This is a genomic window from Endozoicomonas sp. Z74, from assembly GCF_057680865.1.
In genome coordinates this window covers 1-16963 of sequence record NZ_JBLYZI010000078.1, presented here as the reverse complement: position 1 = coordinate 16963, position 16963 = coordinate 1, and the positions used below count along the sequence as shown (strand labels likewise).

Sequence of the window (16963 nt, the reverse complement as noted above, 5' to 3'; positions counted from 1 at the left end):
CTAATTGTCTGCCTGAAATCAAGAGCCTGTTGCGCTTCGCTCTGCTCAGCAGCAACCTAAGCAATAGAGATCAGGCAGTCGCCATCAACCTTCTGACCATTATTTCCAGCTTTTCCAGCTCCATCTCACGACTGAGCCCCAACAGAAAAGTCGCCAGGGAGTTCAACTCCGGATCCGACTGCAAAGGCATCAGAATCTTTTCAAGCTGCTCAATATCCCCATACTCCAAGGCTGACATCAGAGCTCCACTCAAGGGAGCAGTCTTGACTCCTGATAGCGATTGCAGCAGTTCGTCAGGGTTCCACTGGGGCTCATCCAGGTCCGATTCATAGTGAATGCCCAGTAATGCCCCCACCCTTTCAAACATCAACCCGGCATCCAGAGGTTTTCCCAGGTAATCATCAAATCCCTGTTGCAGCAACCGTTCCCTGGCCTCATGACTGACACTGGCAGTCACCGCAATCGCAGGTAATGAAGCTTTTCCCGGCAGCTGGCGAATACACTTGATGGCTTCAAGGCCGTCCATCACCGGCATCCGGATATCCATCATGATCAACTGATAGTCTGCGTTCTTCACCGCTTCAACCGCCTGCCTTCCGTCCGTGGTGCTGTCAACCGCAAACCCGGCCGAGACCAGCAGGCCCGCCATCATGTCCCGGTTGCTTTCAATATCATCCACCACCAGCACTTTGATCCCCTGATCGCTGTATCTGAGACGAACATAGATCGACCGTGCCTGCAGGCTTCTCCGCTCTTCAAGCTGGGAGCTGTCCGCCTCAACCAGCGGCAGCTCAAACTCAAACCGGCTTCCCCTGCCTGGCTCACTGATCACCTCCAGATGCCCCCCCATGGCAATCACCAGTCTTCGGCTGATTGCCAGGCCAAGACCGGTTCCCCCCGTCTGCATATCACTGTGAACCTGGCGGAACGGCTCAAAAACGGTTTCCAGATCCTCTGGCTCAATCCCCACCCCGGTATCACTGACCTCAAAAAGCAACCTCTGCTGTTGCACCCGCACGCGAAGCTCAATCCAGCCATGGACGGTATACTTAACCCCGTTGCTCAAAAGATTAAGCAACACCTGTCTTACTTTGACTTCGTCCAGCTCCACTGCATGGGGCAGTGGCTCCACAGGCAACAGCCTCAACTCAAGCCCCTTTCCGGTGGCTTTTTCCATGACCATACTGCTAACACCTTTCAGGAAATCCAGCAAATCAACCGCTATGGGATTCAGCTCAATCTCACTGGATTCAATTTTGGTCAGGTCGAGGATGTCATTAATCAGATAAAGCAGATGCCGACCGCTGGTTTCTATGGTCTTCAGACATTTTCTCTGGGCATGCTGCAGAGCAAGACTTCGAAGCAGCAGCTGGGAGTTTCCAAGAACACCATTGAGCGGTGTCCGCAGTTCATGGCTCATATTGGAAAGAAACAACCCTTTTGCCTGGTTCGCCCGCTCCGCCTGCTCCTTGGCCGTCATTAACTCTTTCTCAATCCGCTTTCGCTCGGTGATGTCCCGAATCACCATGAAAATCAACAGGCCATCATCGGTCTTCAGGGGGTTGCTGGTGATCTCCACCGGAAATACACGACTTCTTCTGTCTATCCCGCAGGATTCAAAACCCAGCAGACACAACTGCTCCCAGCTTGCCCTGGTCAGGTCGCCCAGCAAGGGGTGCCTGGCCCGGCTTTCAAAAGGGGTCAGCAGGCTCAGAGGCATATTCACCAGATCCTCACGATGAAATCCGAACAGCTCTTCCGCCCTGCTGTTCAACATGCTGATCACCCCTTCCGGGGTCACTATGACCGTGGCGTCCGGTGCACTGTCCAGCAGAAGTTTGAACTTTTTGGTATCACTGACCCGCTCAGTAATGTCATTGGCAAGTCCCTCAATCAGACAGGCCCTTCCAGGAGCGTTCCCCATATCACTCCAGGAAATCTCGATTCTACGGGCGCTGCCGTTCTGGTGCCGGATATCCAGCTCAAAATTCTCTCCAAACTGCCCCTGCAGGGCTTCCCTGAACCGTTCCCGAAAACGGAACCGGGCATCCTGGGAGACCATAAAGCCCACCAACGGCCTCAAAAACGCCTCCTGAGGATACCCAAGTATCGCTTCAATGGATGGGCTGACATGGGTGACACAGCCTTCACGATCCAGGTTGAAATAAAAATAACTGCCCCTCAAACGCTGCACAAGATGCCCGATGTTATTGGCCCTGGCTTCATACAGGGCTTTTTCACGATCCGCCAGTTTCCGGACCAGCTGGAGAAAACTCTCGGTCAGGCTGCCAATTTCATCATCATTGGAAACCGATATCAGGGGCTTCACCTGCCGGTAAGTAAAGTCATCCATGGCCTGCTGCAAACGCATTACGGGGCGGCTGATCCGGTCAGACACCAGACTGGCACAAGTAAAGATCACGATCAGTGAGAGCAGCATGATCAGGGCATCTACCTGAGCCTGCTGCCTGACCGGTGCAAGAGCCGCTTCCCTGGGAGTGTATGTGATTAACAACCAGGATCCTGAGGCGATAGGAGCCCCTACCAGCCAGTATTCGTGCTGGCTCACGGGCACCCACTTTTTCCGGAAAACAGGCTGTCCCTGATCAATCACTTCTGCGAGATCCTTCCAGAGCCCCTGGGTGCCGTAGATAGCCTGAGCCTGATGCAGATTACTCAAGTGGTAACGCCGGGCGGTTCCGCTGTCGGTCTGAAGGTACTCTCCGGACCGGTTTACAATTGAAAACGGGGTCTGCTCCTGCTGGGTGTTGATAACATGACGACGTAAATCCGCAAGGTTGAGATCGACCCAGACATACCCCTGTACATACCCCTGGCTGATGATGGGTACCATATAACTCACCAGCCACCCCTGATCCACCGTTCCGCGGGGACCGGTCCAGAACCCTTCTGGCAGATCCACTGCACCCTGCCACCAGTTCTGGGCTGGCAACCCGTCAATATCCACCTCTCTGTCGACGAATACCTCCCCGTCCCTTCTGTAGACGTGAAGAGTATCCCAGTCCAGGCCAGTCTCCCCCTGCAACTGCAGGTTAAGCCCCCTGATCAGAGGGTTCATTTTCAGCAGTTCACCCAGAAAACGCTCAATATCCAGCAGATTCCTGGGCTCTGGCCCTCCCATCATTCCTGCAAGGTAGGACGTCATTGTGATAAAGCGCTGGGTATGGGCATCCATCTCGCTGGCAAAATGGCTAACCTGTTCCGTTAACCTTTTCGCCACACCATCCGTAGCCTGTTTGATGGAGAAATAGAGGTGAATACCAAAAATCAGGTTGTACAGCAGAGTGACTGGCACAACGGTGAAAAAAATGATTTTTTTTCTGATGGAAAGCAACACGGCAGCCGCCATAGCCAGAGAAACCCACCCTTGGCCTATTCAAAAGAGTCCACGGGGATTTCCATAATAATGAACAGTGAAACTGCAAAAACGAACGCTAAGGATAGTTCAGTCTGAGGCAAGCGGGTGGCGGATCAGGGCCCTGGCTTCTGGCAAAAAATCTGAGGAGTTGCTCAACCTGGAGGCTTTACAACATTTTTTTGGAATCTCGCAAGTTGCTGCTGAGCCCAGCGAAGTGCAACAAAAGCCGGCTGCTAGTGATGAATTACGATGCCAGGGCATCCCGGCAATGGAAAGCCATGCCTTCAAGCCCTTGATGAAAGCGGTTGACGTCATAGTCAGAACAGGAAAGCCACTCAGAAACCTGTTGTCGGCCGATGACCGCCGGCATTCTCTCAGCAATGGGCTGCAAGTTAGCGACCGTCGGCATTGTGACAATGGCGCAGGATTCAAATGAAAGGCTTTCATCCACCCGGTAGGTTTCCCAGAGACCCGCAAACAACATCAGCCCGCCGCTCGATGGACATACTCTCCACAGCCGCCGCCTCCCCCCCGGCTCCATCTGCCAGTGGTAATAGCTGTCGGCCAGTATCAGACAACGCTGTTGCCGCCAAGCTTGTTTAAACATGGGGCGAGTGGCAGCGGTTTCCGCCCGGGCATTCACCTGGGCTTTCGATAAGTCCGTCAGCCAGCCGGGCACCAGCCCCCACTTGGCCTGCAACAATTCCGGATCTCCTGTTGCCCCCGGGCGCACCAGCCAGACCTGGTGACCCGGGACAATATGCTGCACAGGTGGCTGACGCAATAACTTCTTCACCCCCAGAAACGAGAGGTCCACTTCATCCATAGCCAGGGAATAGCGGGTACACATCATTCATCCTCATTAATGACAGGAACGGCACCCAGATAGTCCTCAATCAACTGTCTGGCCAGGCCGGCATCTTCAATCTCCACATACAACCCAAGTAACCCCAGGGCCGGGAGTTCTCCCATGGCCCCGATCAGATCAACACCGGCCAGGTGACAGGGCACATGACGACTCAGCAACATATCCTTGAGACATTGAGCCTCTACCAGGTTGTCCGGACTGTATACCTTGATCATGGCAACTCCAGTGAACTCAAATGCTCATAGCATCAGTGGAGATAAAGGGTCTCTATCTGCTTCACCAGCACTCTTGCTTTTTCCAGCTGAGCCTCGGAAAGCATCTGCTCAAGCCGGGCTTTCTGAGCCCGGGCCTGAGTATTAAGCCCAGAAATTTCGTGGAGACTCAGGTCAGTCCACATATAAGCGGCAATCAGATTCCGGTCAGTGCCCTCTCCGTTCATATAGGCACGCCCCAGCTCAAAGCGGGCTTCTCCATTACGACCTTCACGTCCGGCGGCCTGTTCAAAGTAGTCAAAAGCCCTGCCGCTGTCTTTTGACGTTCCCGCCAGCCCGTCCCGGTATACCCTGCCCAGCCACAGCCAGGCTTTTGCTTTCAGCTCAACCTTTTCAAGACGAGCCACTTTATTCAAATATGTCAGTGCTTTTTCCTGATCCTCCGGGTGGGTTGACCGCAACAGTTTCACCCCTTCTTCCAGCATGGCCTCAGGGCTGTCAAACCCACCCTTTGCCACCGGTGCGGCAGTCACCTTCAGGGGCAACACTGCCACCAGAAAGGCCAGCTGAAGAACCAGCAGCCCCCACACACCCTGCTTTGCCTGTTTCAACATAAGTAAGATAGCCTCAGCCAATTCCTGGCTATATCCTGAAAACAAGTTTCGTGAAAAAACATCCGTTAACGCTTTACCCGTTACGCCAGGAGGCTGTAACAAAGTGCGACAGTGACTATACAGACCCGAAGCAAATGTCTGTATATAATGGCGCAGTTCGCAGCCATGAGTGGCTGCTACATCAACGTAACCTTGGCCAACATAACCTTGAATGCCTGTCACCGCTTTTTAAGCATTCATGGCATTTTATAGAAAGCAATGGCACTAATGGAACCATTCGACGATATTCGCCCCTACCACGACAGTGAAGTCCGCCCTACACTGAACCGCCTCCTCAAAGACAGGGATCTGCTTCAGGTGATGGCCCAGCACCGCCACCCGGGGCTGACGCGCCGCTTTAACCGCCTGATGACAGGGCTCACCGCCCTTATTCTCAGGCGAAAGACCCGCCACATCCAGAACGTCCGGGATTTCCAGCAGATCATTGAGCCCTATCTGACCCGGGTCATTAACACCACGGCTTCCAAAGTCACCTTTTCCGGCCTGGAAAAGCTGAACCCCAAAAAAGCACACCTGTTTCTTTCCAACCACCGGGATATTGTACTGGACCCGGCACTGGTGAACTACGCACTGTACCAGAACCAGATGGAAACCTGCCGGATTGCCATTGGTGACAACCTGATTGAGCGCCCCTTTGTCAGTGACCTTATGCGTCTGAACAAAAGTTTTATTGTCAAGCGATCCGTCACCGGACGCCGGGACAAGCTCAAAGCATTCCAGACCCTGTCCGCTTACATCCATCACTGCATTGACTCCGGCCAGCCCGTATGGATTGCCCAGAGCGAAGGCCGGGCTAAAGACGGTAATGACCAGACGGATGCCGCCATCATTAAAATGTTCAACCTGAGCCGTCGCAACCGGGAAACCTCTTTTTCCGAGAACATTCAATCCCTGAACATCGTCCCGGTGTCCATTTCCTATGAGTTTGATCCCTGTGACTGTCACAAGGCCAGGGAACTGCTGGAAACTGAGCGCAATGGCCAATATCAGAAATCAGAAAATGAAGACCTGAGAAGCATTGTGATGGGCATTGAGGGCTACAAAGGTCATGTGCATGTTGCCTTTGGCACCCCTCTGCAGGGCGACTACGCCGATGCAGATGCCGTTGCCCGGGAAGTGGATTACCAGATTCACCATAATTATCAGCTGCAGCCTGCCAATGTGTTTGCCTGGGAGGCCATTCAGACTGAACTGCGCACCCAGGATCCAGGCCTGTCCGTGCCCGATATCAAAACCCTCTTCCCGGATATGGACCTTCAGCAGAAGCACGAGGAATTCAGCCGGCACCTGGAACGCTGTCGGGAAGCATCCCGCCCCTGGTTTCTGCGCATGTATGCGCAGCCAGTGGTGAACCGGTTTCGCCAGGGGCAATAACAGACTGATAAACCGGTCTGGAAAAGTGGCTGCTAGCCAGGGCTACCTTCCAGGCCTCACAAAGCTAAAGGCTTGAAAAGCAGTTTTCGTAGAAATTCATTGCTTTCAACCCAGTCCCGGTCATGATCAGCACCGTTTCCTCTTCGGGGGCGATGACTCCCTGGTCATGCAAGCGGGACAGTGCGGCCGCTGCCTGGGCACAGGTTGGTTCAACATAAAGGCCAGCCCGGGCCAGCTCCAGACTGGCATCGACAATATCTTTCTCATCAATCGCCACAGTACCGCCCCGGGTTTCTGAGAGAGCATCCAGCATCGACTTCAATCGCAGAGGCTTCCTGATTGCGGTCCCTTCTGCAACCGTCGGCTCAGGCGTTATTGATATCGCACCCTGAGTACCGGACTGAAAACTGGCATGCACAGGGGCGCAATTAGCGGGCTGGGAAGCAAACAACCTTGGCATCCGATCGGTTTCCCCCGAAGCCATCAGTTCTTTAAAAGCCAGATAACAGCCCAGCAGGTTACTGCCTGCCCCCACAGGAATCACAATATTGTCCGGCACCTTAAACCCCAGATCTTCCCAGATTTCATACCCCAGCGTTTTCGTACCCTGAAGGAAAAAGGGATGCCAGTTATGACTGGCGTAGAAATGTTCAGACGCCATTTCGATGGCGGCATTTTGTGACGCTTCTCGAGGACCGGGAACCAGTATCACTTCAGCCCCATAGGCCCGGGTCTGGGCAATTTTACCGGGCTGGGTGGACGCAGGCACAAACACTCTGGCCTCCATTCCACCAGCAGCCGCATACCCGGCGACCGAAGCCCCGCCATTACCAGAACTGTCTTCCAGAACACTGTTAATGCCAAGCTGCCGGAGAAAAGAGAGCATCACCGAGGTACCCCGATCCTTGAAAGATCCGGTAGGTGCAAACCACTCCAGCTTAAAATGACTGGAAACCCCTTTAAACGCCCTTCTGACCAGAGGAGTGCAGCCTTCACCCAGGCTGATCGGATCTTCTATCGCCACAGGAAGGGCTTCTCGATAACGCCAGAGGGATCGCTCCTGCCGGTCAATCTGGTGACGTCGAATGCCTTTCAGAGGCTCCAGCATCAAGGGATTACCTTCCGGTGAGCACCAGATTTTTTCATTGATGCCATAGGTTGCCTGAGTAACAGGGTCGATATAAAAGGTCATTTAGGTTTCCTGCTTTAATGCAAAAGCCAGCGATAATTTAGCAATGACGATAAAAACAAGGATACAAATGGTGAATGCATCCATCAGACCACAGCAGCAATTGCATCCACCTCAACGAGGTACCCGTGGTGCAGCTCAGAGACGGGGACTACAGTCCTTGAAGGCAGACAATCCCCCATTACCTGGGCAAAAACCCGGTTAAAATCCGGCCAGTGATCAATACCAACAATGTAGACCGTCACTTTCACCAGAGATTCCGGCGAACCTCCCGCAGCCCATACAATCTGCAGAAGATTCTCCAGGCACTGTCTGGCCTGGTCGGTAAAGACCGCGCCCGGGTGGTGAAGGCCACCCGACCCCAGAGGTAACTGCCCCGAAATAAAAGCAAACCCTCCATGAACAACCGCCTGGGAATAATGGCCCGCCGGCAGAGGGGCTGCAGTGGTTTTGATCCTTTCCATAACATCAGGCCTTTTTGTAAAATGCGGTCAATATGAGCAACATACCGGGTTTGACGGCAGCCCTCTAATGCTGTTTTGTCATGCATTTATCCCTTCACAGTATGGCTCTTCAGGAGTAGATCATTCATGCATTTAAGCTGGCTGAAAGACTTTCAGTGCCTTGCGGAAGTTGGCAACTTTACCCGATGTGCCCAATTGAGAAACACCACCCAGCCAGCCCTGAGCCGGAGAATATCCGCACTCGAAGAGTGGGTTGGCGCCCAGCTCATTGATCGGAGCAACCAACCCGTTACACTGACCGAAGCCGGCAGTCTTTTTCTGAAAACAACAGTGGAGCTAAACCGCTCCCTTGATTCCGGGCTGGCTAACGTCCGGGCAATCGCTGAAAGTAACCGTAACACCGTCGTCATTTCAGCAACGCATATGGTGGCCAACCACTTTTTTCCGGACTGGCTGCAATCCCTTGAGTCTACCCTGGGACTTCTGCATAAACGCCTGTATTGCCGATCGACCCAGCAATGCCTTTCGGATATCCAGCATCAACGGGTGGACTTTTCTTTATGCCCGGTACCCGATGCACCTTTGAAGCATTGCCCCGAGTGGGACCTGGCTCCCTTTATCCGGATTGGACGAGACGTAATGATTCCTGTTTCTGTGCCTGAAAAAAATGGAGCCCCCCGGCACTCTTTATCAGAACCCTCTGAATACCCCATCCACCTACTGGCCCTGGCGGATGGATCCGTCCTGGGCGGGGCGGTATCCCGGCTTTTGCTTGAACACAAAACATCCCGGCAACTGAAGATTGACACCGTATTTGAAAGCCCTCACAAAGAGACCATCAAGGCGATGGCACTGAAAGGCCAGGGAATAGCCTGGCTGCCCAGGGGGCTTGTCCAGGACGAACTGGAACGTAAGAGCCTGGTACTGGCTGGAGACAATAGCTGGCACACGCTATTCGATATCCGCTGCTATCGAAGCGAGGGCCCCCTCAGTCCGGACGGAGAGCGAATCTGGTCGAGCCTTCAAAACAAAAAGGCTTCACTCCACTATACTGATCACCCTTTCTGAGGATAAAGACTGCGGATGACCACCGACACTGTCTACAAAATCAGCCTGCAGGTGCCCACCTCTTATCTTGGGCAGGTTAAGGAAGCCCTGTTTGCAGCGGGCGCAGGAAAGTACCAGGGCTATGACCGGTGCTGTTGGCAAACAAAGGGAACGACTCAATTTCGCCCATTACCGGGGAGCAACCCTTTTTCCGGTGAACAGGGGAAAACCTTTGAAGAAGAATCCTGGAAAATTGAAATGCTGTGCCAGCAAGACTACCTGCCCGCCGCAGTGGCCGCTTTGAGAAACAGTCACCCCTATGAAAAACCCGCTTTCGATGTTACCCCGGTTCTTCTGTTTGTGGAGGGGGAGGAGCAACATCTTCAATCCTCAGGGGATAAACCCCTTTTTGACGATCACTGAAATAATACCTCAGGGTTCGACCAATAGTGGAAAAGGCCAGTTGATCCCAGGGGATATCCTCCTCTGTAAACAACGCAACCTCCTCACTTTCTTCCCCGGCAGCAAACTCAGGCTGATCGAGAGCGGCCAGAAAAAAAGCCGACAACTGCCCTACGTGAAGAACGTTATAAAGTACATAAAGGGAGTCCACCGATACTCTGGCGCAGGCTTCTTCAAAAGTTTCCCGAACAGCCCCCTGCTCTATGGACTCGCCCAGCTCCATAAAACCTCCCGGCAGGGTCCAGTAACCTTTCCGGGGCTCAATGCCACGCCGGCACAGCAATACCTTATCCTGGTAGACCGGAAGGCAACCTGTAACAACACGGGGGTTCTGGTAATGAACGGTCTGACAGTGACTGCAGACGTCCCTGGGACGGTTATCCCCCGCCGGAATTTTCCTGGCTGTCGAATGGCCACAATAACTGCAAAACCGGACGGGAAACCCTGTCATCACCTTTCACTCCCTCTTCATGTCTGGCAAGCCCTGCTTCCAGAGTAACAAACCCCTGTCCACGAAATCCACCCGGGGAAAAACCGGTTTCCCCTCTATACTCTCAGTTGACGAATTCAGGCGCATATTTTGCGTCCCAGATAAGTACCGGCTTTTACCGGCTAACAAAAAGACACGACGCACGACGTAAGCAGGCTGGATATCTCAGCCGAGGCTACTTATGATGTTTAATGTGAATGAATGCATGGATGCTTTTGAAGTGACTGTTATGCTAGATCAGGTTGAACAACGACTGTACGAACACCAGCCCAGAATACTGAATGCCCAGCTGCCGGAAGCGGCTGTGCTGATCCCTATCACCAACGATCCCGAGCCTCACCTGATATTCACCCGCAGGGCCTCCCACATGAACACCCACAGTGGCGAGGTAGCCTTTCCCGGCGGCAAACGGGATCTTGAGGATGAAAGCTTGGTGGCCACTGCGCTACGGGAATCTTATGAAGAGATCGCCTTGCCTCAACACAAAGTCCGGGTTCTGGGGCGGACCGGATCCATCATTTCCCGGTTTGGCCTTGAAGTCACTCCCATCGTGGGCATTGTTGAATCGCAAACGCCTCTGAAGGCCAACACTGCCGAGCTGGACCGTATTTTTCAGGTGCCCGTGAGTTTCTTTCTGGATAAAAAGCACGTCCACTACGACCAATGGAAAATGAGGCATCAGGACTATCGGATGCCTTCCTTTGTTTACGGTGAATACCGCATCTGGGGGCTGACCGCGGTCATGCTGATTGAGTTCCTGAACATCACCCTGGATGCGGAAATCCCGCTGGATGCCCCTCATTTCAGCCAGCGCTATCTGACTCCTTAAGCGAATGGCTGCGAGGCCCCGGTTAACGGGAAAAACAGTTTGCCTGTTCCAATGGATATTGAATAAGAGACGGTTCGGACACCAGCTGAATTCCTGCTCAAGGGTCGCTATAATCCCTGGCCCAAACGGATAATGAGCCTATTATGTCAACACAAGACCAAACCCGTCTTTCCAGCTCCAGCCGGGAGTCCCTTCAGCAGAAGCTGACCACCAGCCTCAAGGAGCTTTACCCCCTTGCTCTGAAAGCCGATGAACAGCTGGAACGCCTCAGCCAGGAAAACAAGGGGCGATTCCAAACCATTTTCCAGACCGACTCGGAATTTCAGGCAACAGGCAATCGCTTTTTGCCCTATCTGGTTGAACTGTCCGAGGACATCCAGGCTCTCAGCGATCAGGACGAGGTCCGGTTGACCGCCCCTTTGAACCAGATTCTGAAGAAAATCCAGTTAATGCATCGGGTACTCGCGCGATTCCATGGCCTGGCTCATGCCGAGGCCGATGGTTAAATTCAGGCCGTGAACATTTTTACACTCTTGATCCGGTTGTCCTTCACCTGCAGGATTTCAAACCGGTAACCCCCCACCTTCCAGCAAACACTGGCGTCGGGAATAGCTTCCATCTCTTCGGTAATCAGGCCATTGATGGTCCGGGCATCTTCCGTTGGCAGATTCCAGCCCAGCGCCCGGTTGATGTCCCGAATGGAAGCGGAACCATCAATAATAAAGCTGCCATCGTCCTGGGGGGTGATGTCCTGACTGCTGTCCGAAACATCCGTGGTAAAGTCCCCGACAATCTCCTCCAGAATATCTTCCAGAGTCACCAGCCCCATGATATCGCCGTACTCATCAACAATCAGCGCTGTACGCTCCTTGCTGGTCTGAAAATTGAACAACTGAGTATGGAGGGGGGTGGTTTCTGGAACATAATAGGGCTCCACCGTTTCCTGAAGCAGGGTCGCCTTATTGATCTCCTCCAACGTCAGCAGACGGGCAACTTTGCGCATGTGCAGCATGCCCACAATATTGTTGATATCCCCCCGGTAAACCGGCATCCGGGTATGCTGGCAATCCCGGAGCTGTTCAATGATGTCCTTGATATCGTCTTCAATATCCACGCCCACCACTTCATTTCTGGGCACCATAATGTCATCAACACTGACCTTTTCCAGGTCAAGGATACCGAGCAGCATCCCCCGGCGCTTGGTGGGAAGTCGCATACCGGATTCATGCACCAGGGTTCGGAGTTCTTCACTGCTGAGCTGGTCTTCCCCCTCCTGGCCGGGCTTGATACCAAAAGGCCGCATCAGCAGAGAGCAGATCCAGTTCACCAGAAGCACTGCGGGATAAAGCAGTTTAAGCAAGGGCACCAGCACCAGGGATACGGGAAAAGCCACTTTTTCAGGATACAGGGCAGCCACGGTTTTGGGGGTCACCTCGCCAAAAATCAGCACCACAAACGTCAACGCCAGGGTAGCAATGGCAATGCCACTGTCCCCCCAGAGCCTGACGGCTATGATCGTGGCCAGGGCCGAGGCCAGGATATTGACAAAGTTATTGCCAATCAGAATCACCCCGATCAACCGGTCGGGCCGTTCCAGCAGAGCACTGGTCCGTCTGGCCGCCCGGTTACCCTTACGGGCCAGATGCCTGAGGCGATAGCGGTTAATGGCCATCATCCCGGTTTCGGAACTGGAAAAAAAAGCAGAAAGGAATAGCAGAAAAATCAGAGCGCCAACCAGCAGGCTAAGAGGTGCTTCGCTCAAGGGGAAAATCGCCTTCTATGGATTTTAGTTGTGATTATTCTACCCTTTAGTAGCAAAAGCCCCAAGCCTCCACAACAGGTTCAATTCAACTTCCATGACTTCTAAGCCCCACCAATGTCAGCAGAGGCACCAAACTCAAAAAAGCAGTACTCGTTTGCTTTTGTCTGTTTTTGTATGGGCAGACGAGAATAACAGCCCTTGAATAACAAAAAAACGATACCGTCAAATACTCACCTCTCTGATGAACCGGTCCAGACTGAAGCTGGTAATGAACACCATCTCCTTCATGCCGCCAGCTTTGTTCTGCCAAAAGTGGCAATTGAACTCTCAAGGAGGGAAACTGCAATGGCAAAACCGGCAATAGCATCCTCATACCAAAATGAGAAGAAACAGGAGGTAACACAGTACCTTCAGAAAGCCCAATCAATCGCCGCCATGAAGCAGCTATCGCCTGCGAGTCAAATTCTGGAGCCAACCGATCCTGACCTGCAATATAGGAAAGCAACCAATTGGCCTGATCCCCCCCAATCATGATCGAAAACATTTTTAAAATACCCGACAATCCAGGTACAGGCTTCACCACCTCAAACTCTTTTAGGAAACCAGGGTAATAATCATCAAAAGAGGTGGTTACCAACCTTTCAGGAGGCAATTCTTCCACCAGCTCAAGAAACTGCCCCCTTATGTCATGGTATTGAGAAGCCGATTCCAAAGGCTGGAGCGTTTGCCCCCCTTTGCTGATAGAGGAAAACTGATTGAAAAACCGCTCCTCTTCCTCATAAGTCCTGTGGTTATTGCATATTTCATCATGCCCCTGGCGATTGGACAGGGCACTTTCACAATCAGCCTGCGTCTGGATACCCATGTCACCAAAGCTTGGGTTCACGGGCAACAAAATGAACAAGACCAGACAATACAGCAGGCAACGGTATGGAAACATACCCCCTCCATCATAAAAGCAGATAACCAGTCAGACATAGAATCAAGACTAGCGGCGAATAATGGGGGAGCCCTGACGACTTATACTGAAATAACCTCACAAAACCGAAACAGATGAGCGAACTTTACTAACACCAGAATACGACTCAAAGGAATGCACCAGGGAAAATACAGGGCAATGATAGCCGTCCACAATAAGAATGCTGTTGAGTGGAGGACAGCCAGAACCCTTAACCAAAACAACCCAGCTCGCCGGACACACAATCCAGCACCAGCCGCCAGCCAAAATAGGCAAAGATCAACAGCACAAACCCGGCCAGGGTCCAGCGTACCGCAGTCTGGCCACGCCAGCCAAACCGCCACCGCCCCACCAGCAGGGCCGTAAACAGGCACCAGGCGGTAATGGAAAGCGCGGTTTTCTGAATCAGTTTCTGGGCAAACATATCCTCAAAAAAGAGAAAACCACTGGCCAGAGACAGGGTCAGCAGCACCACACCGATCAACAGAAACTCAAACAACAACCGCTCCATGGTCTGCAGGGGGGGGAGGGTTTTGATGGTTCGCCGGTGAGAGCGCAGCTGATGCTCCTGATAGGAGAGCAGAATGGCCTGAAACGCCGCCACCATCAACATCCCGTAGGCCAGTACTGAAATAAGGACATGAACCACCATAATGGACGGTGGACGCCAGACAATATGCTCAACCGGAGCCAGCCAGGCCGCCACTACCGTTGCCATGCTGACCGGCAGAATCATCACCAGTAAACTTTCAGAGGGCTTTTTCAGGCTACTGAGCACCACCACCATGGTCACCATCAAGGAGGTCAGTGAGCCGATGGTAAACACGCCCAGATTAATGCCACGCTCGGTGTGAATGGAGATATAAAGGGAAAGCGCATGAAAAGCCAGCCCCAGGGACGTCATCAACAGAATCAGGTGACGGGACGCTGACCGGCCACAGTTGCGCATTCCCTGTCCCACGGTACCCGCCAGATAGCAGCCCAGCGCACCGATACTGACAAACATTACACTCATTGGCTCGTCCAACACTCCATCAACGCCTCCTGCAAGGCCAGACACCAGCCTGCCTGCTCTTTCCCGGTAATGTCCCTGATATCAAGAGGCACATGGAAAGCTCTGGCAGACCGGCCATATAGCCTCGCAGTGTGTCACATTCAATAGCCATACTCAAACCACTGAGACCATGACAGGTCCCCATATCCGCCGCACCTTCCGTCGAACCATCACTAAAGATGAGTTAAATGAGGATTAAACCGATCCCGCTTTCCAGCCACTTCCTATATAATGCCATGAATCCGATCATAAACCGCTGGGAGTCAGCGGTTTGAAAACCGTTAACCGGTTAACGACTCAGAGTAATTCCTGGAATGTTTGAAAACTTGACCGACCGCCTTTCCCACACGCTGAAAAGCGTCACCGGCAAGGCAAAACTGACCGAAGAGAATATCAAGGATACCCTGCGTGAAGTGCGCATGGCCCTGCTTGAGGCCGATGTCGCACTCCCGGTGGTGCGTGAGTTTATCAGCCGTATCAAGGAGCGGGCCGTTGGCCAGGAAGTCCAGTCCAGCCTCAGCCCGGGCCAGGCCTTTGTAAAGATTGTTCAAAATGAACTGATTGAGGTCATGGGTTCGTCCAACGACGAGCTGAATCTGGCCACCCAGCCACCCGCTGTGATCCTGATGGCTGGCCTGCAGGGTGCCGGTAAAACCACCTCGGTGGCCAAACTGGGCAAATGGCTGAAAGAGCGGCAGAAAAAATCCGTTATGGTGGTCAGTGCGGACGTCTATCGCCCCGCCGCTATCAAACAGCTGGAAACCCTGGCCGATGAAACCGGACTGAACTTCTTCCCCTCCTCCATTGAGCAGAAGCCGGTGGATATCGTCAACGGCGCCATTCACGAAGCCCGGATCAAGCACGCTGACGTACTGATTGTTGACACCGCCGGCCGCCTTCATATCGACAACGATATGATGACCGAGATCCAGCAGCTGCACAGTGCCATTAACCCCATTGAAACCCTGTTCGTGGTGGATGCCATGACCGGGCAGGACGCCGCCAATACCGCCAAGGCCTTTGGTGATGCCCTGCCCCTGACCGGTGTTATCCTGACCAAGGCGGACGGTGACGCCCGTGGTGGTGCCGCACTGTCGGTCCGTCATATTACCGGTAAACCCATCAAGTTCATCGGTATGGGTGAGAAAACCGACGCACTTGAACCTTTCCACCCGGACCGGATTGCCTCCCGTATCCTGGGCATGGGCGACGTTCTCTCCCTGATCGAAGAAGCTGAGCGCAAGCTGGACCGGAAAAAAGCCGACAAGCTCGCCAGCAAACTGAAAAAAGGCAGGGGGTTTGACCTGGAAGACTTCCGGGATCAGCTCCAGCAAATGAAGAAAATGGGAGGCCTCAGCGGGCTGATGGACAAACTGCCTGGTATGGGCGGTATGAATCAGCAGATTCAGGGCCAGATGGACAACCGGATTTTTGTTCAGATGGAAGCCATCATCAACTCCATGACCCCCGCCGAACGGGCCAACCCGGACATCATGAACGGATCCCGTAAAAAACGGATTGCAGCCGGTTCAGGCACCCAGATCCAGGACATCAACCGCCTCATCAAGCAACACAAGCAAATGAGCAAAATGATGAAAAAGGTCACCAAAAAAGGCGGCATGAACAAGCTGATGCGGGGCATGAGCGCCATGAAAGGCCAGATGCCCGGCGGCATGGGTGGAATGGGCGGCATGATGCCCCCTGGCGGCGGCAAGAAGTTTCCTTTCTGACTAAGAGACTGCGGCGGCGCTATTGCGCCGCGCCTGCTGATTCACCACAGCTAACACATGGAAGATATATAAAAAGCAGAAACCGACTCTTTTTGCACGGCCAGGCGGAGCTGATGAACCCTTTCTTTCACGGCAGGGAAAGCTCGACGCATCTCACTTTAGAAAATGAGCATTAATAAATGCAACGAGGCCTTACCGGTCAAACACAAGGCCTGAATATGTCACCAGCAATGCAGTTGGAATACCTAAAGGCCAGAACCCACACCAAAGCCCCCCCCCCTTCGGTGATTTTCAAGAAAGATGTCGCCTCAACCTATGCAGCTAAATCATAGTGCTGCTGATTTTCTGATCGCTCAGGGTTTAGCCATACTTCAGTGGGTAACTGCCAGTTTCTGGTATTGCGGCTTCCCCAGCGTTCTGGGTGTTGCTCCTTCGCTTTACGATAAACAGCTTCTCGGTTTATTACTTTCT

At 53.1% G+C, this 16963-nt stretch carries 16 protein-coding genes; 6 read left to right on the top strand and 10 right to left on the bottom strand.

Annotated features, from left to right (window positions below; all coding sequences use genetic code 11):
• Nucleotides 1-70 precede the first annotated feature (70 nt).
• The 4 genes from ACNRUY_RS18995 to ACNRUY_RS18980 all read right to left on the bottom strand — a co-directional run bounded on the left by ACNRUY_RS18995 (nucleotide 71) and on the right by ACNRUY_RS18980 (nucleotide 5073).
• Entirely contained in the window at nucleotides 71-3370 is a 3300-nt protein-coding gene (locus ACNRUY_RS18995) for an ATP-binding protein (RefSeq protein WP_488113232.1), read from the bottom strand.
• A gap of 253 nt (nucleotides 3371-3623) precedes the next feature.
• Complete coding sequence (locus ACNRUY_RS18990) at nucleotides 3624-4232, bottom strand: SOS response-associated peptidase (protein WP_488113231.1); 609 nt, start codon at nucleotides 4230-4232, stop codon at nucleotides 3624-3626.
• Nucleotides 4229-4462, bottom strand: a complete 234-nt coding sequence (locus ACNRUY_RS18985) for a putative signal transducing protein (RefSeq protein ID WP_488113230.1) — start codon at nucleotides 4460-4462, stop codon at nucleotides 4229-4231. The genes ACNRUY_RS18990 and ACNRUY_RS18985 overlap by 4 nt, the downstream gene beginning before the upstream one ends.
• Nucleotides 4463-4494: 32 nt before the next feature.
• A complete protein-coding gene (locus tag ACNRUY_RS18980; RefSeq protein WP_488113229.1) occupies nucleotides 4495-5073 on the bottom strand; it encodes a hypothetical protein in 579 nt (192 codons plus the stop codon).
• Between the two features lie 267 nt (nucleotides 5074-5340).
• On the opposite strand from ACNRUY_RS18980, the gene ACNRUY_RS18975 reads away from it, so the two are divergent.
• A complete protein-coding gene (locus tag ACNRUY_RS18975) occupies nucleotides 5341-6507 on the top strand; it encodes a 1-acyl-sn-glycerol-3-phosphate acyltransferase (protein ID WP_488113228.1) in 1167 nt (388 codons plus the stop codon).
• 64 nt (nucleotides 6508-6571) lie between these two features.
• Here the strand turns inward: ACNRUY_RS18975 and ACNRUY_RS18970 are convergent, their stop codons facing one another.
• Nucleotides 6572-7699 carry a threonine synthase gene (locus tag ACNRUY_RS18970; protein ID WP_488113227.1) on the bottom strand — a complete coding sequence of 376 codons (1128 nt, stop codon included), beginning with the start codon at nucleotides 7697-7699 and terminating at the stop codon, nucleotides 6572-6574.
• 83 nt (nucleotides 7700-7782) lie between these two features.
• Nucleotides 7783-8160: a RidA family protein gene (locus ACNRUY_RS18965; RefSeq protein WP_488113226.1), complete on the bottom strand. Its 378-nt coding sequence runs from the start codon at nucleotides 8158-8160 to the stop codon at nucleotides 7783-7785.
• A 126-nt stretch (nucleotides 8161-8286) separates the two neighbouring features.
• Between ACNRUY_RS18965 and ACNRUY_RS18960 the strand changes: the two genes are divergently transcribed.
• Nucleotides 8287-9228 (top strand): LysR family transcriptional regulator, encoded by a 942-nt coding sequence (locus ACNRUY_RS18960; protein ID WP_488113225.1) that lies wholly within the window; start codon nucleotides 8287-8289, stop codon nucleotides 9226-9228.
• Nucleotides 9229-9243: 15 nt separating this feature from the next.
• Complete coding sequence (locus ACNRUY_RS18955) at nucleotides 9244-9630, top strand: hypothetical protein (protein ID WP_488113224.1); 387 nt, start codon at nucleotides 9244-9246, stop codon at nucleotides 9628-9630.
• On the opposite strand, the gene ACNRUY_RS18950 is transcribed toward ACNRUY_RS18955, so the two are convergent.
• Nucleotides 9548-10120: an NUDIX hydrolase gene (locus ACNRUY_RS18950; RefSeq protein WP_488113223.1), complete on the bottom strand. Its 573-nt coding sequence runs from the start codon at nucleotides 10118-10120 to the stop codon at nucleotides 9548-9550. The genes ACNRUY_RS18955 and ACNRUY_RS18950 overlap by 83 nt on opposite strands.
• Before the next feature lie 220 nt (nucleotides 10121-10340).
• Here ACNRUY_RS18950 and ACNRUY_RS18945 point away from each other — a divergent pair, with 220 nt between their 5' ends.
• Both ACNRUY_RS18945 and ACNRUY_RS18940 read left to right on the top strand, forming a co-directional pair.
• Nucleotides 10341-10988 (top strand): CoA pyrophosphatase, encoded by a 648-nt coding sequence (locus ACNRUY_RS18945; RefSeq protein ID WP_488113222.1) that lies wholly within the window; start codon nucleotides 10341-10343, stop codon nucleotides 10986-10988.
• Nucleotides 10989-11131: 143 nt separating this feature from the next.
• On the top strand, nucleotides 11132-11494 hold the full coding sequence (locus ACNRUY_RS18940) for a hypothetical protein (protein ID WP_488113221.1): 363 nt from the start codon (nucleotides 11132-11134) through the stop codon (nucleotides 11492-11494).
• Nucleotides 11495-11496: 2 nt separating this feature from the next.
• On the opposite strand, the gene ACNRUY_RS18935 is transcribed toward ACNRUY_RS18940, so the two are convergent.
• The 3 genes from ACNRUY_RS18935 to ACNRUY_RS18925 form a co-directional block, all read right to left on the bottom strand.
• On the bottom strand, nucleotides 11497-12750 hold the full coding sequence (locus ACNRUY_RS18935) for an HlyC/CorC family transporter (RefSeq protein ID WP_488113220.1): 1254 nt from the start codon (nucleotides 12748-12750) through the stop codon (nucleotides 11497-11499).
• Between the two features lie 85 nt (nucleotides 12751-12835).
• Nucleotides 12836-13690, bottom strand: coding sequence for a hypothetical protein (locus ACNRUY_RS18930; RefSeq protein WP_488113219.1), 855 nt, complete (start codon nucleotides 13688-13690; stop codon nucleotides 12836-12838).
• Between the two features lie 229 nt (nucleotides 13691-13919).
• Entirely contained in the window at nucleotides 13920-14768 is an 849-nt protein-coding gene (locus tag ACNRUY_RS18925; RefSeq protein WP_488113218.1) for a cytochrome C assembly family protein, read from the bottom strand.
• Between the two features lie 308 nt (nucleotides 14769-15076).
• Between ACNRUY_RS18925 and ffh the strand changes: the two genes are divergently transcribed.
• Complete coding sequence (gene ffh / locus ACNRUY_RS18920; protein WP_488113217.1) at nucleotides 15077-16492, top strand: signal recognition particle protein; 1416 nt, start codon at nucleotides 15077-15079, stop codon at nucleotides 16490-16492.
• Nucleotides 16493-16963: the final 471 nt, after the last annotated feature.